Here is a 26,255-nt window from a genome sequence, read left to right on the forward strand (position 1 = left end):
GGCTGCCATGTTGTGAAACACCTAGGCATTGAAAGCCAAGCGTTCGAGCCCTCCCCTGTACTGGCAGCCATGGGCTCTGGCATCCCGAGGCTCTGGCGTACTTATTGTTGGCGGGCGCAGCTTGCCACCCCGTCCCTATTAGATAGAACGTTTTCATGCGAGAGAGCTTCCATGCGTAACGAATGCTTCATGACCTTCGAGCGCCTGGCCACCGATGGCCGGGCGCGCCGTGGCCGCCTGAGTTTCCCCCGCGGCACGGTGGAAACCCCGGCGTTCATGCCGGTGGGCACCTACGGCACCGTCAAGGGCATGACGCCCCAGTCGGTCGAGGAGATCGGCGCCGAGATCATTCTTGGCAATACCTTTCACCTGTGGCTGCGCCCGGGCACCGAGGTCATCGAGGGCCACGGCGACCTGCATGACTTCGCCCACTGGAACAAGCCGATCCTCACCGATTCCGGCGGCTTTCAGGTCTTCTCGCTGGGCAAGACCCGCAAGATCACCGAAGAAGGCGTGCACTTCCGCTCGCCGGTCGATGGCTCCAAGGTGTTCATGGGGCCTGAAGAATCCATGGCGGTGCAGCGCTCGTTGGGCTCTGATGTAGTGATGATCTTCGATGAGTGCACGCCCTACCCGGCCACTCATGACGAAGCCAAGCGCTCGATGGAAATGTCGCTGCGCTGGGCCCAGCGCTCACGCGATGCCCATGGTGATTCGCCGTCGGCGCTGTTCGGCATCATCCAGGGCGGCATGTATCCGGACCTGCGCGAGGCCTCGCTGAAGGGCCTCGACGAGATCGGCTTTGATGGTTACGCGATTGGCGGGCTATCGGTTGGCGAGCCCAAGGATGAAATGATCAAGGTGCTCGACTACCTGCCGGAGTGGATGCCGGACGACAAGCCGCGCTACCTGATGGGCGTGGGCAAGCCGGAAGATCTGGTTGAAGGCGTGCGTCGTGGCGTCGATATGTTCGACTGCGTGATGCCGACCCGTAACGGTCGCAACGGTCATCTGTTCACCTTCGAGGGCACGGTCAAGATCCGTAACGCACGGCACCGTCACGACACCTCGCCGCTGGAAGCCGACTGCGACTGCTACACCTGCCAGCACTTTTCGCGTGGCTACCTGCATCACCTGGATCGCTGCGGCGAGATGCTCGGTGCGATGCTCAACACCATCCACAATCTGCGCCACTACCAGCGCCTGATGGCTGGTTTGCGCGGTGCCATCGAAGCGGGTACATTGGCAAACTTTGTAGAAGCATACTATGGTCGTCGCGGGTTATCGGTTCCACCGCTGGAACAAAGCCCCGTATGACGGGGTGGCAGGCCCGTTCGCACCGAATCTGACGGCGGGATGATGGTGACATCATCCCGTTATTTAGGACCCTAGAAACCCTCTCAGGAGAACCAACCTCATGCTGGACTTTTTCATCTCCCAGGCACACGCCGAAGGCGGCGCAGCCGCAGGCGGCGGTATCGCCCAAATCGTGATGCTGGGCGGCTTCGTGCTGATTTTCTACTTCCTGCTGTGGCGCCCTCAGGCCAAGCGCGCGAAGCAGCACAAGCAGCTGATCAGCGGCCTGTCCACGGGTGACGAAGTGGTCATCGGCGGCGGCATGCTGGGCCGGATTACCAAAGTGGCCGACGAATTCATCACTATGGAAATCGCCGAAGGCACCGAGATCAACGTGCAGAAGAACGCCGTTGCCTCTGTCCTGCCCAAGGGCACCATCAAGTCCATCTGATTTCGCACCCCGGCACCGCCGGCGGGCAGGCCCGCGCCCGCCCGTCGGCGGTGTGCTGGTGGCGACCCCCCTATTTCGCTCTCGCGATGTCGCCATGTTAGCTACAAGGCAGGGCCTGCATGCTTAACCGTTACCCCCTATGGAAGTATCTGCTGATACTTCTTGTCCTCGCCGTCGGCCTGGTCTATTCGCTACCCAATCTCTTCCCCGCGGACCCCGCGGTGCAGATCAGTCCCGCCAGCGGCGGTGAAAACCTTAGCGAATCCCAGTTGGATCGAGTCCAGTCGGCACTTGCCGATGCCGATATTCCTCTCAAGTCTACCGAGCGCGACCCCAACAGCGTCCTGCTGCGTCTTGATAGTGCCACTGACCAGATGCGCGCCCGTGGCGTGGTCGATGGCCTGCTCGACGACGACCATGTGGTTGCCGTCAACCTCGCCGATTCGACGCCTGGCTGGCTCAAGAGCCTGGCCGCCTCGCCGATGACCCTGGGCCTCGATTTGCGCGGCGGCGTGCATTTCCTACTCGAGGTCGACATGGACGCCGCGGTGACCCAGCGTCTCGAGGTCAACGCCAGTGCCATACGCGAAACCCTGCGCGGTGAACGCATCCGCTACCGCAACACGGAGATCGACGGTCGCCAGCTGAGCATGGACTTCATGAACGCTGAAGATCGTGATGAAGCCAGCAACCTGATTCGCCGCGACTTCCCGGATTTCGACTACGAAGATGTCGAGGCGGAACGGGGTGCGGCCCTGAGCATGACGCTCACCGATCAGGCGGTTCAGGAGATTCAGGACTACGCGATCAACCAGAACCTGACCACCCTGCGCAATCGCGTCAACGAGCTGGGCGTGGCCGAGCCGCTGGTGCAGCGTCAGGGCCCCAACCGCATCGTGGTCGAGCTGCCCGGCGTGCAGGACACTGCCGCTGCCAAGCGCGTGGTAGGTGCCACCGCCAACCTCGAGTTCCGCCTCGAGGCACGTCCGGATACGCCAGAGCAGGAAACCGAAACCCTCGAGTTCCGCTCCAGCCAACGGACCGCGACGCTGATGCGCGATGTCATCATCACCGGTGACAGCGTTTCAAGCGCCAATCGCAGCTTCGATGAGAATGGCCGCCCTCAGGTCAACATCGACCTGGACGGCACCGGCGGCACCCTGATGAACCGGGCCACCCGCTCCAACATCGGCCGCAACATGGCGGTGGTGTTCATCGAGCACAAGACCCGCGACCGTACGGTGATGGAAGACGGCAAGCCGGTGGTGAAGCGTGACCCCTACACCGAGCGCGGCATCATCAGCCTGGCGACCATCCAGAGCGCCCTGGGCAACAGCTTCCGCATCACCGGGCTTGACTCGCCCACCGAAGCCGCCGAGCTGTCGCTGCTGCTGCGTTCGGGCTCGCTTGCCGCGCCGATCTACTTCGTGCAGGAGCGCACCATCGGTCCAAGCCTTGGTCAGGACAACATTGACCGCGGCATCCTCTCGGTGCAGATCGGCCTGCTACTGGTGGTCGCCTTCATGCTGCTGCGCTACAAGGCCTTCGGGGTGATCGCCAACGTTGCACTCGGCATCAACCTGGTGCTGGTGATCGCGGCCATGTCGATGCTCGGCGCCACGCTGACGCTGCCCGGCATCGCCGGTATCGTGCTGACACTCGGCATGGCAGTCGATGCCAACGTGTTGATATTCGAGCGCATACGCGAGGAATTGCGAACCGGACTCTCGGTGCAGCAAGCGATCCATGCAGGTTATGAACGCGCCTTCACCTCGATCGTCGACGCCAACCTGACCACCCTGCTGGTCGCACTGATCCTGTTCTCGATCGGCACCGGCCCGGTCAAAGGCTTCGCCGTAACCCTGTCGCTGGGCATCCTGACCTCGATGTTCACCGCCCTGATGGTGACCCGCGCCATGGTCAACGTGACCGTCGGCGGCAAGCCACTCAAGAAACTCTGGATATGAGGAGCCTCGCGATGCGACAGTTCGACTTTATGGGCAAGCGCCGCCTGGCCTTCATTACCTCGGCGATATTGCTGCTAATCGCCCTCGGCTCGCTGGCAATCCAGCAGCTGAGCCTGGGGCTCGACTTCACCGGCGGCACCCTGGTCGAGATCAACTACGCCACGGCGCCAGCGCTTGACACCATACGCCAGACACTCGAGGCCGCCGGCTTCCAGGACATCTCGGTACAGACCTTCGGCACAGCCGACGAGATCCTGATCCGCCTGCAACAGGCCTTCGATCCCGATGTCGGCCAGCAGGTCACCGACCTGCTGCGCGCCAGCGGCGATGAGGTCTCGCTGGTGCGAGCCGAGTTCGTCGGCGCCCAGGTCGGCGAGCAGCTGCGCGATCAGAGCGGGCTTGGCATGCTGGTGGCGCTGGGCATGGTGATGCTCTACGTGGCCATCCGTTTCCAGTACAAGTTCGCCGTCGGCGCGCTGCTGGCGCTGGTACACGACGTCATCCTGGTGCTGGGAGCGTTCTCGCTGTTCCAGCTCGACTTCGACCTGACCGTGCTGGCCGCGGTACTGGCCGTGATCGGCTACTCGCTGAACGATACCATCATCGTCTATGACCGGATTCGCGAGAACATCCGTACCTCGCGCATCGATGACATGCCGGCCATCTTCAACGAAGCCATCAACCAGACCCTGAGCCGGACACTGGCAACATCAGGTACCACGATTCTGGTGCTGCTGGCGCTGCTGATCCTGGGCGGCGACATGATCCACAACTTCGCCGTGGCACTGCTGATCGGCATCGGTGTCGGTACCTTCTCATCGATCTATGTGGCCTCGGCGCTGCTGCTGCCGCTCAAGCTTGCGCGCACCGATCTGATCCCGGCACAGAAGGAAAACGAGGAGGAAGAGGAACTGCCCTGAGGGGTGCCCTCCTCCGCTTTCCCGTCGCTTTCCTGACGGACGCCCGCGCCCCCGCTCATCGAGTGGGGGCGTTTTTTTGCCGGGCATAAAAAAACCCCACACGCCTGGGCGTGTGGGGTTTCGTCTATCGCGGTCTCTATCGTGGTAGAGGCTTCGCGAGAAAGGCCTCAGACCATGTGCGGCTTGAGCTGCTGCATCATCGCCTTGTAGAGGCGCGGGCCGGCGGCCATTAGCTGGCCTTCGATCTCGACGCTGGGACTACCATCAGGCGTGCCCATCAGTGCACCGGCTTCCTTGAGAAGCAAGGAACCAACCAGCTTGTCCTGCTCCTCGAGGCCGAGCACGAAGGCGGCATCGCAGCGGCCGCTCGCCAGTTCGGCCATATCGAGCAGGCCGCTGCCGGTGGCAATCTGGAGCTCGATCTGCGGGCCAAGCTGCTGCACCAGGGTCAGATAGGTGGGCAGGTTGCGCGGACGCAGCCACAGCTCCGGCATGCTCAGCGCCAGACGCGAACCGCCGACGGCGGTGGTCTTCGGCACGCGGATGCGCTTGCCGTTGCGCTGGGCGCCGCGACCACGGCTGGCAAGGATCTCGATATCGGCGAACGGGCAGATCACGATGGCATGCTCGGGGCGACCCTTGACCATGCATACCAGCGACATGGCAAAGGCGCTGCTGGCAACGCTCAGATTGGAGTAGCCGTGGAAGGGTTCGATCTTCCAGTGATGGTCGGCGCCTTCGCCCTGGCCTTCGCGGTAAGGAATGTAGCGACCGGAGATGCCGTGCTCGGGGTAGCCACGCGAAATCTGATTGGCAACCAGCGTCTCGACGTTACGGCCGGCATCTTCGAGCAGACGGTCGAGGTTATGTTCGTCGTGAGAGTTTTCGATGCGCTCACGGATACGCACGAATTGTTCAGCGGCACTGCGCATGGCGCGCAGACCGAATTGGACCATAGGATGCATGATCGGGCCTTCGAGGAGTCGGGTACTGTTAAAGAACGGTGACGCAAATCGGGGCGTATCCTAGCAGATCCGCTGCTGCCTCGCTATCGACCGCTTGGCTCAGGGGCCGCAAGCGACCGGTCGCACATGCTAGACTATGCCGCCCATCGACACTGAAGACAGGCCCTGGCCCCATGCTCGAGCGCATTCGCATCGTCCTCATCGGCACCAGCCATCCCGGCAATATCGGCGCTACCGCCCGCGCCATGCACAACATGGGCCTCGCCGACCTGGCGCTGGTCGCGCCGCGCAGTGAGTCGCGCTCGGCGGATGCCATCTCCAGGGCCTCGGGGGCCGACGGGATCCTGCATCATGCGCCGGTATACGATGATCTGGAGACCGCCGTTGCCGACTGCCGGCTGGTGGTCGGCGCCAGCGCCCGCTCGCGCACCCTGCCCTGGCCGATGCTCACTCCGCGCGCGTTGGGCGAACGGCTGCCGGCAGAGCTTGCCGCCCCCGAGGCCCGGGTGGCACTGGTGTTTGGCCGCGAGGACACCGGCCTGACCAACGCTGAGCTACAGCGCTGCCATGCGCACGTGCATATCCCCACCAACCCGGATTACAGCTCGCTGAACCTGGCCGCCGCCGTGCAGGTGCTGACCTACGAGTGCCGCCTGGCCTGGCTTGCGTCTACTGAAGCCTCGCACGCCATCACGGACGCTGAGACTGTTGCCGATAAAGGCTCTGCGAGTGACGCTGAGAGCGGCGCTGATGCCGACGCCGACAATAAAGACGTCGCCGGGGCACAGCCGGTGGTGCCGAGCGCCGAGCATGAGACGGTCTTTGGTATCGCCTGGGATCACCCGCCGGCAAGCCACGCGGACCTGGAGCGTTATTTCGAGCACCTCGAGCGCACGCTGATCACCCTCAAGTTCCACGACCCGGAAAAGCCGCGCCAGCTGATGGCACGGCTGCGTCGCCTTTACATGCGCGCCCGCCCGGACCAGATGGAGATCAATATCCTGCGCGGGATTCTCAGCGCCACCGAGAAGCAGGTAGCAAAACGCGACCCCGGGGAGTCATGAGAGTGTCTTGCAGCCATTATTCCATGCCCCAATAATCAGGGCCTGCTCGGCTCCGCTGCGCGCCGACTTTTTTCCATAAGGATTTGCCGCATGTTTCGTCGTCTGCGAGAAGATATCAACAGCGTGTTTGCCCGAGACCCGGCGGCACGTAACTTCCTTGAAGTGCTGACCAACTACCCGGGCCTGCATGCCCTGCTGGCACACCGGATGAGCCACTGGCTGTGGCAGAAGAACTGCAAGTGGCTGGCACGCAGCCTGTCGCAGCTGTTTCGCGTGCTGACCGGCATCGAGATTCACCCCGGCGCCACCATCGGCCGGCGCTTCTTCATCGACCACGGCATGGGCGTGGTGATCGGCGAGACGGCCCAGGTCGGCGACGACGTGACCCTCTATCAGGGCGTGACCCTGGGCGGCACCAGCTGGCACAAGGGCAAGCGTCACCCGACCCTTGAAGACGGCGTGATCGTCGGCGCCGGCGCCAAGATACTTGGCCCCTTCACGGTGGGCGCGGGTGCCAAGATCGGCTCCAACGCGGTGATCACCAAGGAGGTGCCGGCCGGTGCCACCGTGGTCGGCATTCCCGGCAAGATCGTCAAGCGCGAGGAACCCGACAGCGAAGACCTCCCCAATGTCGATCCGGCCCGCCGCGAAGCCATGCGCGAGAAGTTCGGCTTCGACGCCTACGGCGTCAGCCAGGACATGCCCGACCCGGTGGCACGTTCGATGCAGGCGATGCTCGATCACATGCATGCCGTCGACGGCCGCATCGAGCAAATGTGCGAGACCCTTCGCCAGCTCGACAACAGCTACCGTGCCGGCCAGCTGCCTGAACTGCGCGACGAAGATTTCGCCGGCGTACTCGCCGATGTCGATAGCTGCTGCCCGTCGCTCGACGACGATAGCAGTCACAATGGCCGGTCAGGCGATAAGAGTGGCGACAAGAGTGGCGACAAACCCGGCAAAGGCGCGGGCAAAAATACCCACCAAGGGGATGGCGCCAAAGAGGAAGCCCCCCGCAAGGAGGGTAGCGGCAGTTCCTGAACACGAGGCGGCTTCCGCGTTCTGCTGGATGCCTAATTGTTGACCGCGATACTCGGGTTTCTCATAATGACGGTTTAGCGACCACCCTTTGACCTGCCGCGGGCGGGTCTGTCCTCGACCCAATGCGTGCGACACTTCTATGCGCTTGACCACGAAAGGACGCTACGCCGTCACTGCGATGCTTGATCTGGCGATGAATGGCGCCGCTGCGCCCACGAGCCTTGCCGACATTTCCAAGCGCCAGGAGATATCGCTTTCCTATCTGGAGCAGCTGTTCTCGCGGCTGCGCCGTGCCGGCCTGGTCAAGAGTGTGCGTGGCCCCGGCGGTGGCTATCTATTATCGGGCGACCCCGTGGATATCTCGGTGGCTCGGGTCATCGATGCGGTCAATGAGTCAGTGGATGCCACTCGCTGTCAGGGACTATCCGACTGCCAGCAGGGCGATACCTGCCTGACGCATCACCTGTGGTGCGACCTTTCCAAGGAAATATACGGCTTTCTCGACGGCATTAGCCTCGGCGAGCTGGTCAAGCGCCACGAGGTCAAGGATATCGCAAAGCGCCAGCGTCTGCGTGCCGACGAGGACACTATCGCCGTGTCGTCGCCGACGGCGCCCTAACCCCGTATCCTCACTGTTATCGGATTACCATGAGCGCTCCCGTCTATCTCGATTATGCTGCCACCACCCCCGTCGATCCCCGGATCGCGGAGATCATGGCGCGTCACCTGACCATGGATGGCACCTTCGCCAACCCGGCGTCGCGCAGCCATATCGCCGGCTGGCTAGCCGAGCAGGCGGTCGAGGGGGCGCGTCGTCAGGTCGCCGACTTGATCGGCGCGGACCCGCGGGAGATCGTCTGGACCAGTGGTGCCACCGAGGCCGACAACCTGGCGCTGATCGGTTTCATGCGGGCCAATCGTGCCCGGGGGCGTCATATGGTGACCTCGATCATCGAGCACAAGGCGGTGGTCGATACCGCCAAGGCGCTCGAGGCGGAAGGCGTCGAGGTGACCTGGCTAACGCCGGGTGCCGATGGCCGAATTACCCCCGATCAGCTGACCGATGCCATGCGCGAGGACACCGCACTGGTGTCGCTGATGGCGGTCAACAATGAGCTGGGCACCATCAATGATCTGGCCGCGCTGTCCGAGGTCGTGCATGCCCATGGGGCGAGCTTCCATGTCGATGGCGCCCAGGCTCCCGGTAAACTGCCGATTGACGTCACCGCCATGGGTATCGACCTGCTGTCGCTGTCGGCCCACAAGGCCTATGGCCCGAAAGGCATCGGCGCGCTCTATGTGAAGCGCGATGCAAACCTGCGCATCGAGGCGCTGATCCACGGTGGCGGTCACGAGCGCGGCATGCGCTCGGGCACCCTGCCGACCCACCAGATCGTCGGCATGGGGGAAGCCTTTGCCCAGGCAGCAAGCGAAGGTGAGGCCGACCGCGCCCATGCAAGCGCCCTGCAGCAACGCTTCCTCGATGGTCTTGAAGGCCTCGAGGGCATGCACTGCAACACCGACACCCGGGTATCGGTACCGCACATCATCAACCTGGCCTTCAGTGGCCTGGACGGCGAGTCGCTGCTGATGGCGCTGCGAGGCCTGGCGATATCCACAGGCTCCGCCTGCAACTCTGCAAGCGTCGAACCGTCTTATGTATTGAAAGGCATCGGCGTTCCCAGGCCTCAAGCCCTGGCCTCGCTGCGTTTCAGCGTCGGCCGCTTCACCACCGAGGCGGATATCGACACGGCCATCGCCGAACTGCGGCATGCAGTGCCGGCGCTGAGACGCTAACGTTATCAAGGAAAGCTCGCTTTCCGTCTGCCCTGCGTACCCTTTGCACTCCCACGCACCCGACACCTTCAAGGAGGCTCGCACCATGGCCCATCTTTCGATCACTCCCGCCGCCGCCAGCCAAATCCGTCAGGTGCTCGACGAGCGCGGCCACGGCCTCGGCCTGCGCGTTTCGGTCAAGCCGAGCGGCTGCTCCGGTTACAGCTATGTGCTGGACTTTGCCGATGAACAAGCCGCCGAAGACGTCAGCTTCAAGGAGCATGGCGTGGCGGTCTATGTCGCGCCCGAAGCCCTGGAAATGCTCGACGGCAGCGAAGTCGACTATGTCTCGGAAGGCCTCAACCGTTTCTTCCGTTTCAACAATCCCAACGTCAAGGATGAGTGCGGCTGCGGCGAAAGCTTCACGGTCTGAGACGCGTCTTAGCCCGAAGCCGACCATGAGCCGTTCCTGAGCCGTCCATGGAAAATGTGGGTGGCCACGACAGCGACTCCCTGACGCCCTTGCGGCCAGCGCGTCCCCCGGCGTGATGGCCGGCAAGGGCGAGTTGGTCAAAGATTGTCCCTCGCGGACTTCCGGCGTTATAATCCGCGCCTCATCGGCCGCCGAGCGCGGTGGATCCACGATTTTCGACGCGCCGCCCGTGGCATGCACGTTCCAGTGTCGCCGCGGGCGGCGCGCCGTCCTATGAAGTTCCTGACGCTTCCAACACCTTACGGAGACCTGCCCCATGGCTACCGAACGCACGCTGTCCATCATCAAGCCCGATGCCGTTGCCAAGAACGTGATCGGCGAGATCTACACTCGCTTCGAAAACGCAGGCCTCAAGATCGTCGCTGCCAAGATGATCCATCTCTCTCAGGAGAAGGCCGAAGGTTTCTACGCCGAACACAAGGAACGCCCCTTCTTCGGCGCCCTGACCGGCTTCATGACCTCCGGTCCGGTCATGGTTCAGGTGCTCGAAGGCGAGAACGCCATCGCCATCAACCGTGACCTGATGGGTCCGACCAACCCGAAAGAAGCCGAAGCCGGCACCATCCGCGGCGATTTCGCCGAGTCCATCGATGCCAACGCGGCTCATGGCTCTGACTCTGCCGAGTCCGCTGAGCGCGAAGTGGCCTACTTCTTCGGCGCCGACGAGATCTGCCCGCGCGGCTGATAGCGTCTCCACGCGGGGGGCTTGGCCTCCCGCGTACCGCCCACCGACCCCGCGATGCCCACCATGACTGCCACGACTGTCACGACCGATACCCCGACCCGCACCAATCTGCTCGGCATGTCCCGAGAGCAGATGGAATCCTTCTTCCTGTCCATCGGTGAGAAGAAGTTCCGCGCCGCCCAGCTGATGAAGTGGATTCATCAGGAAGGCTGTGACGACTTCTCCGCCATGACCAACCTCTCCAAGGCCCTGCGAGAACGCCTGGCAGAGGTGGCCGAAATCCGTGGCCCCGGTGTGGTCTATGAAGGCACCTCCAGCGACGGCACCCGCAAGTGGGTACTCGAGGTCGAGGACGGCAGCTACGTGGAAACCGTGCTGATCCCGGCCGAGAACGGCAAGCGCCGCACCCTGTGCGTGTCCTCGCAGGTCGGCTGTTCGCTTGACTGCAGTTTCTGCTCGACCGGCAAGCAGGGCTTCCAGCGCAACCTCACCCCCGCTGAGATCATCGGCCAGGTGTGGGTGGCTCAGCGCAGCGTGGGGCCGCGTCGCGACACCGCCAATCGTCCGGTCACCAACGTGGTGATGATGGGCATGGGCGAGCCGCTGATGAACTACGATGCCGTCCTGCCGGCGATGAAGCTGATGCTCGACGACAACGGCTACGGCCTGTCCAAGCGTCGCGTCACCTTGTCGACCTCAGGCGTGGTGCCGAAGATCGACCAGCTTGGCGACGACATCGACGTGAGCCTGGCCATTTCGCTGCACGCCGCCACCGACGACCTGCGCAGTGAACTGGTACCGCTCAACCGCAAGTACAACATTCGTTCGCTGATCGATGCCTGCAAACGTTACCTCGCCAAGTGCGATGACACGCGCATCATCACCATCGAGTACACCCTGATCAAGGACGTCAATGACCAGCAGGAGCATGCCGAACAGCTTGCCGCTCTGCTCGACGAATTGCCGTGCAAGATCAACCTGATTCCGTTCAACCCGTTCCCGCATTCGGGCTACGAGAAGCCGTCACGCAACCAGACGATGCGCTTCCAGCAGTGGCTCTACGAACTGGGCTATACCGCCCCGGTGCGCAGCACCCGCGGCGATGACATCGATGCCGCTTGCGGCCAGCTGGTGGGTCGAGTCAAAGACCGCACCAAGCGCCATGAACGCTACATCCAGTCGATCCAGATCGACGCCGACTGACGCCTGGGGTGCGCTTGACTTCAATCAGGCAGAACGCTTTGATGGACAAGCCTTATCGGCCACGCTGGCACCTCATGTGCTGTGGCCGACCGTCACCCGGATCGCTTCCATCATGCCGCAAGAGATGCTCATGAACCCTCATCACCGTCGTCCGGCAAGAACCGGACGGGGTGCCCTGATTACCACGCTACTCTGCGTGGTGTGGCTGGGTGGTTGTGCAACTCCAGCGGCGCAGCAACCTGATCAGGACGGCTCCGCCGAGGCGTATACGCGCCTCGGGACGGCCTATCTCGAGCGCAATAACCTGCCGCGCGCCACACGTGCCCTGAGCCGAGCGCTGGATGTCGCACCCAATGATCCCGAGGCGCTGCAGGCCATGGCGATGATTTTCCAGCGCCAGGGCGAGACATCCATGGCCAATGACTACTTTCGGCGCGCGCTGGACGCTGACCCCGGCTTGACCCGGGCACGCAACAATTTCGCTGCCTTCCTGTATGCTCAGGGGCAGACTCGCGAAGCCTGCGATCAGCTGGCTCTGGCCAGCGAAGACACACAATATGCCAATCGCGCCCAGCTATTTGCCAATCTGGGCCAGTGCCAGCGCGACCTTGGGAACATGGCAGAGGCGCGTGAGGCCTTGAAACGCGCCAAGGCCATCAACCCGCGTCGCCCCAGAAGCTATCTGCTGCTGGCACAGCTTGAATACGCGCAGGGACACCAAACCCGTGCGTGGGACAACATTCAGGCGCACATGCGCCTGACAGGCATTACGCAGGAGAACCTGACGCTGGCGCGCGACATCGCTCTCGCCAGAGGCGATACCGAGCAGGCCGATTTCTACGCCCGCCAGCTCACGTCATCGGCTTCTCCGGACGGGTCCCTTGGCACACCCTGACAACCGATTCTCGATCAAGGATGCTCAGTCATGAGCGACATGCACGATAACGACAGCATCGATACGGCCCGCCCGTCATCTCCCGGTGACATCCTGCGCGGCGAGCGTGAAAATCAGGGACTTTCCTTGGACGAGGTCGCCTCGTCCCTGAACCTGCGCCCGGCCGTGGTCACGGGTCTTGAAAAGGACGACTACGAGCAGGTGCCGGTGGAAGCCTACCGTCGCGGTTACCTGCGCGCCTATGCCCGCCTGCTGGGCATCGACGAAACAGGCGTGCTGGACGCCTACCGGGCTGCCAACGGCGGCGTGACCGAGACCGAGCGTCGCGTGACACCGGTCAGGACGGCCAAGCCACCCTCGCGACTGGGTGCCTGGCTGTTCAAGCTGGTCACCCTGTTGGTGATCCTGGGTCTTATCGGCCTGACGCTGCTGTGGTGGCAGAGCCGCGACGGCAGTGGCCTGCCCGGCATTGGCGACAACGAGCCGGTGGCCGTGGACACCCTGGACGGCACCGCCGTGACCGATGGGTCGACCTCGCAAAACCCGACCGACAGCGACACAAGCGCCGAATCCGGAGACATGCCGCCGTTGCCCGACGAGGACAGCGACATGGGGCTGACGGATAGCCAGAACGACGCTCAGAACGCGAGCCAGGATACCGGCACAAGCGCCTCGGATGCCGGTCAGTCAGCCAGCGATGCCACATCCAACGAGGCGGGCAGCGATGTCGCTCAGGCGGATAGCGCCGCTTCCAGCGACACGCAGAGCACCGACGGTGCCGACACGGCCTCGACCGAGAGCGACGCCGGCCCCGCCGTACTGGAACTGACCTTCAACGAGCAGTCCTGGACCGAAATCTTCGATGCCAACGACGAGCGCATCTTCGTTGGCCTGCAGTCAGCCGGCAGCACCGCCCGTGCCGAAGGCGTACCGCCCTTCCGCCTGACCGTCGGCAACGCCAGCGGCGTCGAAATGCGCTACCGGGGCGAGACCGTCGATCTGACGGAGTATGCCGGCAGCAACAATGTCGCCCGCTTCAGCCTAGGAGAATGATCCCGCATGCACGCGCAGTCTCCCATCGTTAGACGCCGCTCACGCCAGATTCATGTCGGTAACGTACCCGTGGGCGGCGATGCACCGATCTCGGTGCAGAGCATGACCAACACCGACACCCTGGACGTGGCCGCGACCGTCGGCCAGATTCGCCAACTCGAAGCCGCCGGCGCCGACATCGTGCGTGTCAGCGTACCGGACATGGACGCCGCCGAGGCGTTCGGGCGCATCAAGCGCGAGGTGAACGTCCCGCTGGTCGCCGACATCCACTTCGACTATAAGATCGCGCTGCGCGTCGCCGAACTCGGCGTCGACTGCCTGCGCATCAACCCCGGCAATATCGGTCGCGAAGACCGCGTACAGGCCGTGGTCAGCGCCGCACGCGATAACGGCATTCCGATCCGCATCGGCGTCAACGCAGGTTCGCTGGAAAAGGACCTGCAGAAGAAATACGGCGAACCCACGCCTGCGGCGCTGGTCGAATCGGCGATGCGCCACATCGATCATCTTGATCGCCTCGATTTCCCCGACTTCAAGGTCAGCGTCAAGGCATCGGATGTGTTCATGGCCGTGGCCGCCTACCGCGATCTGGCCAGCCGCATCGAGCAGCCGCTGCACCTGGGCATCACCGAGGCCGGCGGTCTGCGCTCGGGCACGGTCAAGTCATCGATCGGTCTGGGCATGCTGTTGATGGATGGCATCGGTGACACCATTCGCGTGTCGCTTGCCGCCGACCCCGTCGAAGAGATCAAGGTCGGCTTCGACATGCTCAAGAGCCTCAAGCTGCGCTCAAAGGGCATCAACTTCATCGCCTGCCCCAGCTGTTCACGGCAGAATTTCGACGTCATCGGCACCATGAACGCGCTCGAAGAGCGGCTTGAGGACGTCATGACACCGCTGGATGTCTCCGTGATCGGTTGCGTCGTCAACGGCCCGGGTGAAGCCAAGGAAACCGATGTCGGCCTGACCGGTGGCTCTCCGGCCAACCTCGTTTATCTCGACGGCAAGCCGGCCAGCAAGTTGCGTAACGATCATCTGATTGACGACCTTGAAGCGCTGATCCGTGAGCGGGTTCGCCTCAAGGAGCAGACCGAACAGGACGTCATCGCCCGGGACGCCTGATCCCGACGCCCCCTCAAGGAGCAAGCATTGAGCACGCCCGAAACAAGCAAGAAAAAAATCCAGGCCATCCGTGGCATGAACGACCTGTTGCCGAACCAGTCGCCCCTCTGGCAGTACTTCGAGGGCCAGGTTCGGGCGCTGATGGGCCGCTACGGCTATGACGAGATTCGCACGCCGGTGCTCGAACAGACCGCCCTGTTCAAACGCTCGATCGGCGAGGTCACCGACATCGTCGAGAAAGAGATGTACACCTTCGAGGATCGCAACGGCGACAGCCTGACCCTGCGCCCTGAAGGCACGGCGAGCTGCGTGCGCGCGGCCATGGAACAGGGCCTTTTGCACAACCAGACACAGCGTCTGTGGTACCAGGGCCCGATGTTTCGCCACGAGCGTCCCCAGAAGGGCCGCTATCGGCAGTTCCACCAGGTCGGCATCGAGACCTATGGCCTCGAAGGCCCGGACATCGACGCCGAAGTCATCCTGCTTTCCGCCCGCCTCTGGCAGCAGCTGGGCCTCGACAAGCACGTGACCCTGGAGCTGAACTCGCTGGGCTCCCTGGATGCCCGCGCCGCCTATCGCGACCTGCTGGTGGCCTACTTCAAGCAGCACATGGATGTCCTCGACGAGGACTCCCTGCGCCGTCTCGAAAGCAACCCGATGCGCATCCTGGATTCCAAGAATCCGGCGATGGTTGATGTCATCGAGGGCGCGCCCCAGCTGTTGGACCACCTCGACGAGGCGTCCCGCACTCACTTCGAGGAGCTGACCGCGATTCTCGATGCCGCCGGCATCGGTTACGTGATCAACCCGCGCCTGGTGCGTGGTCTCGATTACTATTCGCGCACCGTCTTCGAGTGGACCACCACCGCCCTTGGCAGCCAGGGTACCGTCTGTGCCGGCGGCCGCTACGATGGCCTGGTCGAGCAGTTGGGAGGCAAGCCGACCCCGGCGGTCGGTTTCGCGATGGGCGTCGAGCGGCTGATCCTCTTGCTCGAGACCCTTGAGCTGGTGCCCGACGAGGCTCGCCCGCCGCTGGATGTCTACATACTTGGCATGGATGCCGCGGCGACCCGCAGCGCCCTGCTGCTCGGCGAACGCCTGCGCGGCGAGCTGCCCGAGCTGCGCGCCCAGGTGCATTGTGGCGGCGGCAGTTTCAAGAGCCAGATCAAGAAGGCAGACAAGAGCGGCGCTCGTCTCGCGCTGTTGATCGGTGAAGACGAGCTCGCCGAGAATGCCGTCACCGTCAAGTTCATGCGCGAGGACCGCGAGCAGCAGCGCCTGTCCCGCGAGACCCTCGCCGAGATGCTGCCGGCGCTGGTCGACCGGCCGCTTGGCCAAGCCTAAACATCCATGATGCCCACCCCCGCACCACCGATCGGTGCGGGGGTCACTGACGCAAGGAGACCGCCCGTGGCGGAGCTGAACACCGATGAAGAACAGCTAGAGGCCATCAAGCGCTGGTGGAAGGAAAACGGCACCTCGCTGATCGCCGGCGTGGTCATCGCCGCCGCCGGGATCTTCGGCTGGAAGGCCTGGGAGGGCTATCAGGCCAATCAGGCCGAAGCGGCCTCCATGCGCTACCAGCAGCTGCTGTCGCTTGCCAGCCAGCCAACGCTTGAAGATGCTGCCCTGGCCCAGGCCCGCGAACAGGTGACCGCGCTCAATGAGGAGCACGATGGTACCCTCTACGCTGATCTGGCGACGCTGATCGAAGCGCGTCTGGCGGTGGCCGACGGCGACCTGGCCGGTGCCCGTGATGCCTTGTCCTCGCTGATCGACGCAACCGAACGCGGCTACCTCAAGGATCTGGCGCGGCTACGTCTGGCACGCCTGCAGCTGGCCGGTGACGAGGCCGATACCGCACTCTCGACCCTGGACGCCATCGACAGTGAAGCACTCAACGCCCAGCGCCTGGCGCTGCGTGGCGATGCCCAGCTGGCCCTTGGTCAGAAGGACGAGGCCCGCGATGCCTATCGCGAGGCCCTGGCCACCGCTGAAGCCAGCGGCCAACCGCTGTTCGGCACTCAGCTCAAGCTCGACAACCTCGGCGCAGAGGAAGCTACGCTATGAAATCGACGCTGTTGATCGCCCTGGCATCCCTTGGCCTGCTGGCCGGCTGTGCCGGTCAGGTTGAACCCGAAACACCGCCCAAGGAACTCAAGAGCTTCAGCGAGAGTGTAACGCTGGACGGCGCCTGGTCGGTGCAGGTCGGCGACGGTCTCGGTGAGGCACGCTACCCGATCAGCCCCTCTCAGGATGGTGACACTCTGTTCGCTGCCGATGCCGAAGGCGAACTGATGGCCATCAATGCCGAGAACGGCGAGCGGCGCTGGACGGTCGAGCTGGACAACCCCATTTCCAGTGGCCTGACCGCGGTTGCCGAGCGGCTCTATCTGGGCACGCGCAACGGTGAGGTGCTGGCCATCGATCAGGCCGACGGCGAGGTGCTGTGGCGCTCACGCGTGCCCAGCGAAGTGCTGGCCGCGCCCCAGCCCAACCAGCAACTGGTGGTCGTGCAGAGTGTCGACGGCAGCATCACCGCACTGGAGCGCGAAAGCGGCGCCGAGCAGTGGGTCTACTCCACCAGCGACCCGGCCCTGACCCTGCGTGGCACCGGGACGCCGAGGGTCATCGAACAGGTGACCTTCGCTGGCTTTGCCAACGGCCGTATCGCGACGCTGGATAACCGTAGCGGTCAGCCGCTGTGGGAAAAGCGCATCGCCGTGCCCAAGGGCAGAAGCGAAGTGGATCGTCTGATCGATCTCGACGGCGAGCCGCTGCTGACCCGTGACGGTCGTCTCTACCTGACCAGTTACCACGGCCGCCTGGTGGCCATGGAAGCGCAGAGCGGCGAGCCCCTGTGGGAGCGCGATATCTCGAGCTACCTGTCACCGCTGATGGTCGGCGAAACCCTTTACGTCATCGACGACGCCAGCCACGTGCTGGCACTGGACGCCCTGTCCGGCCAACTTAAATGGCGCAGCAACACCCTCGAGGGTCGCCAGCTGACCTCCCCGGCCTTTGCCGATGGCAAGCTGGTGGTCGGCGACTTCGAAGGTTATGTGCACCTGCTCGATGCCACCAACGGCCAACTGGCCGGTCGTGAGCACATCGATAGCTCGGGGATCAGCCTGCGCCCCCTTACTGACGGCCGCCGCATTCATGCGCTGGCCAACGACGGGCGCCTAGAGGCGCTGGAGATCCGCGAACTACCATGAATCCTGTCATTGCCCTGGTCGGCCGACCCAATGTCGGCAAGTCCACGCTCTTCAACCGCCTGACCCGTTCGCGGGATGCCCTGGTGGCCGACTTCCCGGGCCTCACCCGTGACCGTAAGTACGGCAACGGCGCGCTGGGCGACAAGACCTACACGGTGATCGATACCGGCGGCATCAGCGGTGACGAGCACGGCATCGACGCCGCCATGGCCGAGCAATCGCTGGTAGCCATCGACGAGGCCGACATCGTGCTGTTCATGGTCGATGGCCGCGCCGGTCTGAATGTCGCCGACGAGGCCATTGCCAACCACCTGCGCGTCAACCAGAAGAAGACCTGGCTGGTGGTCAACAAGACCGATGGCCTCGACGAAGACACCGCCTCCGGCGACTTCTGGGGCCTGGGCATCGGCGATCCGCGCCCGGTCGCCGCGGCCCACGGACGCAACGTCACTTCACTGATCGAGGAAGTGCTCGCCCCCTTCCCCGAGCGCGAGGCCAACGCCGCACCGCCGGATCTGAGCAACGGTGTGCGCATCGGTGTGATCGGCCGGCCCAACGTCGGCAAGTCGACCCTGGTCAACCGCCTGCTGGGCGAAGACCGCGTGGTGGTCTTCGACGAGGCAGGCACCACCCGCGATGCCATCGAGATCCCCTTCGAGCGGCGCGGCAAGCCCTATGTGCTGGTCGACACCGCCGGCGTGCGCCGTCGCAAGAACGTTAAGGAAATCGCCGAGAAGTTCTCGATCGTCAAGACCCTGGATGCCATCAAGGAATGTCATGTCGCGGTCATGGTGCTCGACGCGCGTTCTGGGCTGGTTGATCAGGACCTGCACCTGCTCGACTATGTGCTGAGCTCCGGGCGTGCCCTGGTGCTGGCGGTCAACAAGTGGGATGGCCTGGAGTCCGAGGCCAAGGACAAGATGCGCGCCGCCATCAAGCGTCGTCTGGGCTTCGCCGACTACGCCGAGATGCACTTCATCTCGGCGCTGCACGGCACGGCAGTGGGTGATCTCTACCCCTCCATCGATCGTGCCTTCGCCTCCGCCAACAGCCACTGGTCGACCAATCGTCTGACCAACATCCTGCAGGATGCGGTCACCGAGCATCAGCCGCCGATGGTGCATGGCCGTCGCATCAAGCTGCGCATGGCCCACCAGGGCGGCAGCAATCCGCCGATCATCGTCGTGCACGGCAACCAGACCGAGGCGCTGCCGGAAGCCTACAAGCGCTTCCTGACCAACACCTTCCGCAAGGTGCTCAAGGTGCGCGGCACGCCGATCCGCTTCGAGTTCCGCTCCGGCAAGAACCCGTATGACAACATGGCCGGTGCCGGCGACAAGGAGAAGGCCAAGAAGCGCGAGCTCGACCGGACCAAGGAAGCCCGCAAGAACCGTCGCTAGGCCCTCCTCCCGCCGTCTAGCCTGACGCAACAGCGCCCCCGCCGGATCTGGTCCGACGGGGGCGCTGTGTTGGTGAACCCCTTTCCCTCGACTATGCTGAATGTCCGCCTTGAGTGGATACCGGAGGTAACCCTCATGTTACGTCTTTCCCTGTCTCGCCCCTCGTCGGCGCGGCGGCGGCCCTGGCGACACCTGCTGGCCGGCGGCCTGCTGATGCTGCTGAGCGCCTGCTTTGCCCTGCCCCAGACCGGGCTCTTCGCCATGCGCCTGGCGGTCACGTCGCTCGGCATCGAGAAGGTCAGCATCGGGCCCTACGAGATCGATGCCGGCCTCGATACCAGCGACATCGGCTCCCTGGTGGCCTCGAGCCTCGGCATGGGCAGCCTGCCACTCAAGGCCACCATGGCACTGGGCCTGGGGCTTCCCGCCGGGCTGCCCGCGGTAGAGATGGCGGGCTTCAACTGGACCCTCGACATGCCCGGGTTGGACGCCATCAGCGGCCGCTACGATCAGGACGTGACCCTGCGCTCCGGAGACGAGGCCGACCTGCGACTGCCGCTGGCGTTTGATCTGCTCGAGGCCGACAGGAGCCAGCTCGACCCGCTGGTCGCCCTCGCCCAGCAGATGGCCAGCACCGGCAACCTGCCCGCCGGCAGCGAATTCGCGATCACGCCGGGGAGTCTCAGCGGGCTCGGCATGACCTTGCCCGGCGGCCTTTTGATGCCGAAGCTCAAGCTGGACGTCGGGGAAAGCGGCACCCTGATTCCAGAGGGCCGCTCGGGCTAGCGCTGCTCACGATCAGCGCGACAGCGAGCGTCACCCCGCCAGCCAGGCCGTCCGATCAGGTCTCTGCTTCCAGCCGCTGGCGGCCCACCCACTGACAGGCAAACTGCCAGGCAATGCGTCCGCTGCGCCCGCCGCGCAGCGTGGCAAAGCGCAGCGCCTCGCCGCGGGCGTCTGGCGACCAGTCCTCGTCGCCACCGAGATGGGAAACCCAGTGCTGGCAAGTTTCCAGATAGGCGTCCTGGCTGAAGGGATGAAACGCCAGCCAGAGGCCGAAGCGGTCGGAGAGCGATATCTTCTCCTCGACCGCATCACCGTGATGCAACTCATCGTCCACCACTCGCGTTTCCTGGTTGTCGCTCATCGATTCTGGCAGCAGGTGACGGCGATTGGAGGTGGCGTAGAGCAGGACGTTCTCGGGCGGGCCGGTGATGGCACCGTCGAGCACGCTCTTCAAGGCCTTGTAGGCATCGTCATTGCCCTCGAAGGACAGGTCATCGCAATAGACCACGAAACGCTGCGGCTCGTTACGCAGCATGGCCACCAGGTTCGGCAGCCCCGCCAGGTCGTGGCGATCCACCTGCACCAGACGCAGGCCTTCTGGCGCCAGGCCATTGAGCAGCGCTCTGACAAGCGATGACTTGCCACTGCCCCGTGCCCCCCACAGAAGGGCATGGTTGGCGGGATAGCCGCGCAGGAAGGCACGGGTATTGTCGATCAGGGCGCGCTTCTGACGTTCGATGCCCAGCAGGTCATCGAGGCCGAGCGCATCCCTGGGCGGCACCGGCATCAGTTGCCCGCCAAGGGCATTTCGTTGCCACAGCGCGGCGGTATCATGTCGCCAGTCGATCTCGATCGACGCGGGTGGCAACCAGGGCTCTACCCGTTCTATCAGCTCCAGCAGGCGCCGGGACAGGGCATCATCCATGCATCATCTCCTTCGTCTCAGGTCTCGCGGTTTTACCGCGCCAGCGATCGGGGTATCTTGTGGCAAACTGTGACATGTCGTCCAGCGACCCTTTTCGCTGCCGGCCCAAGGAGAATCCCAAAATGCGTTGGATCAATGGAATAGCCGTAGGGGCGCTGACCATCGCCCTGGCAGCCTGTTCGAATTCCCCCACCGGTCGCCAGCAGCTGACACTGGTGTCCGACCAGCAGCTCAACCAGATGGGTGAGCAGACCTTCGAGCAGTATCAACAGGAACTACCCACCGTGGGCGGTGCCACCCTGAACTACGTGCAGTGCGTGTCGCGTGCGATCGTCGCTGAACTGCCGTCAACGGACCTGGCCCCCCAGTGGCAGGTCAAGGTCTTCGACGACGACTCGGCCAACGCCTTCGCCCTGCCCGGTGGCTACATCGGCGTGAACACCGGCCTCTTGGATATCGCCAATACCCAGGATCAGCTGGCGGCGGTAATCGGCCACGAGATCGCCCACGTGCTGGCCCGCCATGCCAACGAGCGGGTATCCACCCAGCAGGCGACTCAGCTGGGGCTGTCGGTGATCCAAGCTGCCGCCGGTCTCGAGGGTGCTCAGGGCGAGGCGCTGATGGGGGCACTGGGTGCAGGAGCGCAGTTTGGCATCATGCTGCCCTTCTCGCGTAGTCACGAAAGCGAGGCCGATACGCTGGGGGTTCGGCTGATGGCCGATGCGGGCTTCGATCCGCGTGCCAGCGTCACCCTGTGGGAGAAGATGAGCCAGGCAGGCGGCAGTCAGCCACCGGCCTGGATGTCCACACACCCCACCAACAGCCAGCGTATCAGCGGCCTTCAGGCCAGCATGAGTGAGGTCGTACCCCGCTATGAACAGGCACGCCGTGCCGGCAAGACACCCAACTGCGGGCGGTCCTAAATGAGCCGGAGACTCCTTACACGTGTGGGGCTCGCGCTGCTGATTCTGCCCATCCTGGTGCTGCTGACGATCTACTTCGTCGAGCTTGGCAAGGTACGTGAATGCCTGTTCGATAATGGCCACTGGGACTACATCGCCGGGGTCTGCCGCGATACGCCTCAGCCCTTCGTACCCTGGCTCGAGCGTGCGCCCTGGCTGGTCAACGGCGGTCTCCTGTTGTCAGTGCTGGGGCTTGGCATGACCATGGTGGGGCTGTACGTCAAGAAACGCTGAGAAAGCCTCGTTTTCGTCTTCGAAGAAGCGACACACTAAAGCGAACGACAAGAAGCCCGCCGGTCTCAGGACCGGCGGGCTTCTCTGTATGGGGGCAACCCGCTAACGCCTTGCGGGCCTAGGCGTTGGCTTCAAGCGCCTGGCGCAACATCTCGCGCACCGGCGCCGTATCGGGACGGCGGTTGCGCCACTGATAGAAGGACTCGGCCGCCTGCTCGACGAGCATACCCAGGCCATCGACCGGGCGGGCGCCGCGCTCGGCCGCCCAAGCCAGGAAGACCGTCGGCGCGGCGCCATACATCATGTCGTAGGCGGTCGCCCCCGGTGCGAACACATCTTCGGGCAAGGGTGGCAGATCACCGCCAAGGCTCGCGCTGGTGCCGTTGATCACCACATCGAAATGGGCCGGCACGGCATCGAAGCCGCTGCCATGCAGTCGTGTCTGACCATCCGTCAGGGCAGCGAAGTCCTTGGCAAGGCCACTCGCCTTCTCGGCGGTACGATTGGCAATCAGCACCTCGGCAGGGCCCTCGGCCAGCAACGGCTCGATTACGCCACGCACCGCGCCGCCAGCACCCAATACCAGCACCCGCGCCCCGGCAAGCGTGACGCCATGATGCTTCAGGTCGCGTACCAGGCCGATACCATCGGTGGTGTCGCCAAAGGTGCGGCCATCCTTGCCAAGCACCAGGGTATTCACCGCCCCGGCGCGCCGGGCGCGGGGACTCAGCACCTCACAGAGGCGGTAGGCGTCTTCCTTGAAGGGCACGGTGACGTTGGCGCCGCGACCACCGGCGGCCACGAAGTCACGCCAGGCACCGGCGAAGTCATCCTTCGGCGCCTCGATGGCGGTGTACTCCATGGCCTCACCGCTCTGGGCGGCGAAGGCCGTATGGATCTGCGGTGACTTGGAATGCCCGATCGGATGGCCAAATACACAGTAGCGATCGCTCATGCCTCGACCTCCTCGGCTTCACTGAGCCAATCCCGCGGCCTCAGGTAATCCTGATACAGCACCTCTTCCGGGCTGTCCGGGTCCGGTGTCCAGCCGTAGTGCCAGTGGGCCGCCGGGGGCATCGACATCAGGATCGACTCGGTGCGTCCGCCGCTCTGCAGGCCGAACAGGGTGCCGCGGTCCCAGACCAGATTGAACTCCACATAACGCCCGCGGCGATACAGCTGGAAGTTGCGTTCCCGCTCGCCGTAGGCCTCGTCGCGGCGGCGCTGGACGATTGGCAGATAGGCGTCTAGGAAGCTGTCGCCCACCGCTTGCAGGAAGGCAAAGCAGTCATCGAAGCTCCACTCATTGAGATCATCGAAGAAAAGCCCGCCAACGCCACGGGTCTCGTCGCGATGCTTGAGATAGAAGTAGTCGTCGCACCACGCCTTGTAGCGTGAATAGACCTCTTCGCCAAAGGGCGCGCAGGCATCGCTGGCGACCCGATGCCAGTGCACCACGTCCTCGAACACCGGATAGAAGGGGGTCAGGTCATAGCCGCCGCCGAACCACCATACCGGCGCTTCACCCTCTTTCTCGGCGATAAAGAAACGCACATTGCCGTGGCTGGTCGGCACATGCGGGTTGGTCGGGTGCACCACCCAGGACACACCGACCGCATGGAAGCTGCGCCCGGCGAGTTCGGGGCGCGCGGCACTTGCAGAAGGGGGCAATTCTTCGCCATAGACATGCGAGAAGTTGACGCCGCCCTTCTCGAAAACGGCGCCGTTTTCGATCACCCGCGAGCGGCCACCGCCGCCGGTGGGGCGCTCCCAGGAATCTTCATGGAATTCGGCGCCGCCGTCTTCGGCGGAAAGCCCCGTACACAGACGGTCCTGCAGGTCGAGCAGGTAGGTCTTGACGGCATCGAGATTGGCGTGTGCCACACGGCCTCCAGTCACAGCATTAAATGGGAAGGTAGATTACCGCGGCGACGCAACGGGCATCGCCGCCGCGGCCTTCAGTCTCTCAGTACCTGACCGCTGACCAGGTCGCGAATGGTACTCGGTCTGGGGTGATCGCCAAGCGGCCCCTCGAGCACCGCCGCGAGGCCATCGCCGAAGGTCTCGCGCACGGCCGCGGCCGTCATCGCTGGCGGCTCGCCGGCCCGATTGGCCGAGGTCGAGATGATGGGGCCGCCATACGCGGCACAAAGCCTTGCCACCAGCGGATGATCGCTGACCCTCAGCGCTACGCTCCGGTGCGCCCCGCGCAGCAGGGCATTCGAACGGCCATTGTCCGGCACCAGCCAGGTATTGGGTCCCGGCCAGCTCGCCACCAGCGGCGCGTGAAGCGCCGGGGGCAGCCCCTCGAGCCAGGGCGCGAGCTGGCCGATCTCGCCGGCGATCAGAATCAGCCCCTTGGCCGGATCCCGTTCCTTGAGGCGCAGCAATGCCGTTAGCGCCTGGTCATTGTCGGGGTCGCAACCCAGGCCCCAGACCGCTTCGGTCGGATAGGCAATCACGCCACCCGCCACCAGGGCGTCCACGGCGGTATCCAAAGCGGGTATGTGTGCGGCGTCGAGTGCGGAAATATCGGTCATCAGCGGTCCTCGTGCATCGGGGGCAACTGGCGCAAAGTCTATCATGTGCGCCCTGCCCTGAGGGTGCCCGAGGAGACGCTCAGCGTGCCTGGGTGCGTGTCTGGGTTAGGCGAATCCAACCGCCCACCGCCTGGGTGGCAAGGCCCTCGATCTCGAACTCCAGCAGTCGTCGCTGACAGCTGCCGACATCAAGCCCCGTGAGTTCGATCAACACATCCAGCGGCGTGGGCCGGTCGCTGAGCAGCGCAAGCAGTGGGTCCTCGGGGTCTGCCTCGCTCGCCGCTGAAACAGAGGGCCCGCTGCCTGATACGCTATCGGATAGTAAAGCCGTGCTAGGCGAGCCGGCGGCGGCTGTTACGGGCTGGGGCGGTAATTCGTCGAGGATGTCGTCGATTCCGGTCACCAGGGTCGCGCCCTGGCGAATCAACCCCAGACAACCGCGGGCCTGGGGGTTATGGACCGACCCTGGCAGCGCGAAGACCTCACGGTTCTGTTCCATGGCGAGCCTAGCACTGACCAGAGACCCGCTCTTCTCGGCGGCCTCGACCACCAGCACCCCAAGCGAGAGCCCGGTGACGATGCGGTTGCGCCTGGGAAAGAAAGCGGCTCGCGCCTGGGTGCCCGGCGGGTGTTCGGAAAGCAAAAGTCCACTGTCACCCATGAGCCGGCGGTGCAGCGTCTCATGACGCGGCGGATAGACCACATCGACGCCGCACCCCAGCACCGCGACGCTGCGCCCGCCGGCGTCCAGAGCCGCTCGCTGGGCCGCACCGTCGATGCCTAACGCCAGGCCGCTGATGATGCCATAGCCTGCCTCGGCGAGGCGGCGGCCAAACTCGGCGGCGCTCTCCAGACCATCTCGCGTGGGGCGTCGAGAGCCCACGATGGCAAGCGCCGGCGGCCTCAGGGCAGCAAGATCGCCACTGGCCCACAGCACCGGCGGCGGATCGGGCAGTTGATCGAGCAGGGTCGGCCAATGCGGGTGGTCGGGATGCAATAGGGTGTGGTGGGGAGCGGCGGCCAGCCAGCTGTCGAGTGCCTCCACGGAGGAAGACAGCGGGCTGCGGCCGGGGTGATCGAGCCACAGCCTCAGCGCCGTGGCCGCCGGGCGCGGCAACAGTGCCAGCCAGCCCTCGGGCCAGCTCTCGATACATTCCGGCGCGCGTTCGCGCAGGGCCTGGATGCGCCGGGGACCGAGCCCCGGCAGTAGCGAAAGCACCAGCCAGTCCTTGGCCGTCATCGCGCCGTCCTCTTTTCCG

Annotated in this window: 27 protein-coding genes; 21 read left to right on the forward strand and 6 right to left on the reverse strand. The window is 64.3% G+C overall.

The features are described 5' to 3' along the window. Positions 1-189: 189 nt before the first annotated feature. The 4 genes from tgt to secF all read left to right on the forward strand — a co-directional run bounded on the left by tgt (position 190) and on the right by secF (position 4,634). Positions 190-1,317, forward strand: coding sequence for a tRNA guanosine(34) transglycosylase Tgt (gene tgt, locus HF027_RS02220; RefSeq protein WP_168012768.1), 1,128 nt, complete (start codon positions 190-192; stop codon positions 1,315-1,317). Between the two features lie 100 nt (positions 1,318-1,417). Further along, positions 1,418-1,747: a preprotein translocase subunit YajC gene (yajC, locus tag HF027_RS02225; RefSeq protein WP_168012465.1), complete on the forward strand. Its 330-nt coding sequence runs from the start codon at positions 1,418-1,420 to the stop codon at positions 1,745-1,747. Positions 1,748-1,866: 119 nt separating this feature from the next. Beyond that, positions 1,867-3,714: a protein translocase subunit SecD gene (gene secD / locus HF027_RS02230; RefSeq protein WP_168012467.1), complete on the forward strand. Its 1,848-nt coding sequence runs from the start codon at positions 1,867-1,869 to the stop codon at positions 3,712-3,714. An 11-nt stretch (positions 3,715-3,725) separates the two neighbouring features. Then, positions 3,726-4,634, forward strand: coding sequence for a protein translocase subunit SecF (gene secF / locus HF027_RS02235; RefSeq protein WP_425338656.1), 909 nt, complete (start codon positions 3,726-3,728; stop codon positions 4,632-4,634). A gap of 167 nt (positions 4,635-4,801) precedes the next feature. Here the strand turns inward: secF and HF027_RS02240 are convergent, their stop codons facing one another. Next, complete coding sequence (locus tag HF027_RS02240; protein ID WP_168012471.1) at positions 4,802-5,599, reverse strand: inositol monophosphatase family protein; 798 nt, start codon at positions 5,597-5,599, stop codon at positions 4,802-4,804. Positions 5,600-5,772: 173 nt separating this feature from the next. Between HF027_RS02240 and HF027_RS02245 the strand changes: the two genes are divergently transcribed. From HF027_RS02245 to HF027_RS02315, 15 genes are all read left to right on the forward strand, one after another. Further along, positions 5,773-6,663: an RNA methyltransferase gene (locus HF027_RS02245; protein WP_168012473.1), complete on the forward strand. Its 891-nt coding sequence runs from the start codon at positions 5,773-5,775 to the stop codon at positions 6,661-6,663. 90 nt (positions 6,664-6,753) lie between these two features. Next, positions 6,754-7,704 carry a serine O-acetyltransferase gene (gene cysE / locus HF027_RS02250; protein ID WP_168012475.1) on the forward strand — a complete coding sequence of 317 codons (951 nt, stop codon included), beginning with the start codon at positions 6,754-6,756 and terminating at the stop codon, positions 7,702-7,704. Between the two features lie 139 nt (positions 7,705-7,843). After that, a complete protein-coding gene (locus HF027_RS02255) occupies positions 7,844-8,323 on the forward strand; it encodes a Fe-S cluster assembly transcription factor (protein WP_168012477.1) in 480 nt (159 codons plus the stop codon). A gap of 29 nt (positions 8,324-8,352) precedes the next feature. Further along, complete coding sequence (locus HF027_RS02260; RefSeq protein ID WP_168012479.1) at positions 8,353-9,501, forward strand: aminotransferase class V-fold PLP-dependent enzyme; 1,149 nt, start codon at positions 8,353-8,355, stop codon at positions 9,499-9,501. A gap of 85 nt (positions 9,502-9,586) precedes the next feature. Beyond that, positions 9,587-9,913: a HesB/IscA family protein gene (locus HF027_RS02265; RefSeq protein ID WP_168012481.1), complete on the forward strand. Its 327-nt coding sequence runs from the start codon at positions 9,587-9,589 to the stop codon at positions 9,911-9,913. A gap of 316 nt (positions 9,914-10,229) precedes the next feature. Continuing rightward, a complete protein-coding gene (gene ndk / locus HF027_RS02270; protein ID WP_168012483.1) occupies positions 10,230-10,658 on the forward strand; it encodes a nucleoside-diphosphate kinase in 429 nt (142 codons plus the stop codon). A gap of 54 nt (positions 10,659-10,712) precedes the next feature. Next, on the forward strand, positions 10,713-11,861 hold the full coding sequence (rlmN, locus tag HF027_RS02275; RefSeq protein ID WP_425338657.1) for a dual-specificity RNA methyltransferase RlmN: 1,149 nt from the start codon (positions 10,713-10,715) through the stop codon (positions 11,859-11,861). Positions 11,862-11,991: 130 nt separating this feature from the next. After that, positions 11,992-12,756 (forward strand): type IV pilus biogenesis/stability protein PilW, encoded by a 765-nt coding sequence (gene pilW, locus HF027_RS02280; protein ID WP_168012487.1) that lies wholly within the window; start codon positions 11,992-11,994, stop codon positions 12,754-12,756. A 30-nt stretch (positions 12,757-12,786) separates the two neighbouring features. After that, positions 12,787-13,809, forward strand: coding sequence for a RodZ domain-containing protein (locus HF027_RS02285; RefSeq protein WP_168012489.1), 1,023 nt, complete (start codon positions 12,787-12,789; stop codon positions 13,807-13,809). 6 nt (positions 13,810-13,815) lie between these two features. Beyond that, positions 13,816-14,931 (forward strand): flavodoxin-dependent (E)-4-hydroxy-3-methylbut-2-enyl-diphosphate synthase, encoded by a 1,116-nt coding sequence (gene ispG, locus HF027_RS02290; protein WP_168012491.1) that lies wholly within the window; start codon positions 13,816-13,818, stop codon positions 14,929-14,931. A 27-nt stretch (positions 14,932-14,958) separates the two neighbouring features. Continuing rightward, on the forward strand, positions 14,959-16,275 hold the full coding sequence (hisS, locus tag HF027_RS02295; protein ID WP_280730166.1) for a histidine--tRNA ligase: 1,317 nt from the start codon (positions 14,959-14,961) through the stop codon (positions 16,273-16,275). Positions 16,276-16,341: 66 nt separating this feature from the next. Then, a complete protein-coding gene (locus HF027_RS02300; RefSeq protein WP_168012493.1) occupies positions 16,342-17,001 on the forward strand; it encodes a YfgM family protein in 660 nt (219 codons plus the stop codon). Further along, positions 16,998-18,149 (forward strand): outer membrane protein assembly factor BamB, encoded by a 1,152-nt coding sequence (gene bamB, locus HF027_RS02305; RefSeq protein ID WP_168012495.1) that lies wholly within the window; start codon positions 16,998-17,000, stop codon positions 18,147-18,149. Before HF027_RS02300 ends, bamB begins: the two co-directional genes overlap by 4 nt. Continuing rightward, positions 18,146-19,549 (forward strand): ribosome biogenesis GTPase Der, encoded by a 1,404-nt coding sequence (der, locus tag HF027_RS02310; RefSeq protein ID WP_168012497.1) that lies wholly within the window; start codon positions 18,146-18,148, stop codon positions 19,547-19,549. The genes bamB and der overlap by 4 nt, the downstream gene beginning before the upstream one ends. Positions 19,550-19,684: 135 nt before the next feature. Continuing rightward, on the forward strand, positions 19,685-20,335 hold the full coding sequence (locus HF027_RS02315; protein ID WP_425338658.1) for a hypothetical protein: 651 nt from the start codon (positions 19,685-19,687) through the stop codon (positions 20,333-20,335). Between the two features lie 55 nt (positions 20,336-20,390). Here the strand turns inward: HF027_RS02315 and HF027_RS02320 are convergent, their stop codons facing one another. Continuing rightward, positions 20,391-21,260, reverse strand: a complete 870-nt coding sequence (locus HF027_RS02320; protein WP_168012498.1) for an ATP-binding protein — start codon at positions 21,258-21,260, stop codon at positions 20,391-20,393. A 122-nt stretch (positions 21,261-21,382) separates the two neighbouring features. Between HF027_RS02320 and HF027_RS02325 the strand changes: the two genes are divergently transcribed. Together HF027_RS02325 and HF027_RS02330 are read left to right on the forward strand one after the other, a co-directional pair. Further along, complete coding sequence (locus HF027_RS02325) at positions 21,383-22,183, forward strand: M48 family metallopeptidase (RefSeq protein ID WP_168012499.1); 801 nt, start codon at positions 21,383-21,385, stop codon at positions 22,181-22,183. After that, the gene (locus tag HF027_RS02330) at positions 22,184-22,456 is read left to right on the forward strand and encodes a hypothetical protein (RefSeq protein WP_168012500.1); all 273 of its coding nucleotides are present in this window, start codon (positions 22,184-22,186) and stop codon (positions 22,454-22,456) included. A 118-nt stretch (positions 22,457-22,574) separates the two neighbouring features. Here HF027_RS02330 and aroE read toward each other — a convergent pair whose 3' ends face one another. From aroE to dprA, 4 genes are all read right to left on the reverse strand, one after another. Continuing rightward, entirely contained in the window at positions 22,575-23,411 is an 837-nt protein-coding gene (gene aroE, locus HF027_RS02335; protein WP_168012501.1) for a shikimate dehydrogenase, read from the reverse strand. Continuing rightward, complete coding sequence (gene hemF, locus HF027_RS02340; protein ID WP_168012502.1) at positions 23,408-24,340, reverse strand: oxygen-dependent coproporphyrinogen oxidase; 933 nt, start codon at positions 24,338-24,340, stop codon at positions 23,408-23,410. The genes aroE and hemF overlap by 4 nt, the downstream gene beginning before the upstream one ends. A 74-nt stretch (positions 24,341-24,414) precedes the next feature. Further along, a complete protein-coding gene (tsaC, locus tag HF027_RS02345) occupies positions 24,415-24,996 on the reverse strand; it encodes an L-threonylcarbamoyladenylate synthase type 1 TsaC (protein ID WP_168012503.1) in 582 nt (193 codons plus the stop codon). Positions 24,997-25,075: 79 nt separating this feature from the next. Continuing rightward, positions 25,076-26,236 carry a DNA-processing protein DprA gene (dprA, locus tag HF027_RS02350; RefSeq protein WP_168012504.1) on the reverse strand — a complete coding sequence of 387 codons (1,161 nt, stop codon included), beginning with the start codon at positions 26,234-26,236 and terminating at the stop codon, positions 25,076-25,078. Positions 26,237-26,255: the final 19 nt, after the last annotated feature.

Source organism: Halomonas salinarum (genome assembly GCF_012062845.1).
Classification (GTDB): domain Bacteria; phylum Pseudomonadota; class Gammaproteobacteria; order Pseudomonadales; family Halomonadaceae; genus Onishia; species Onishia salinarum.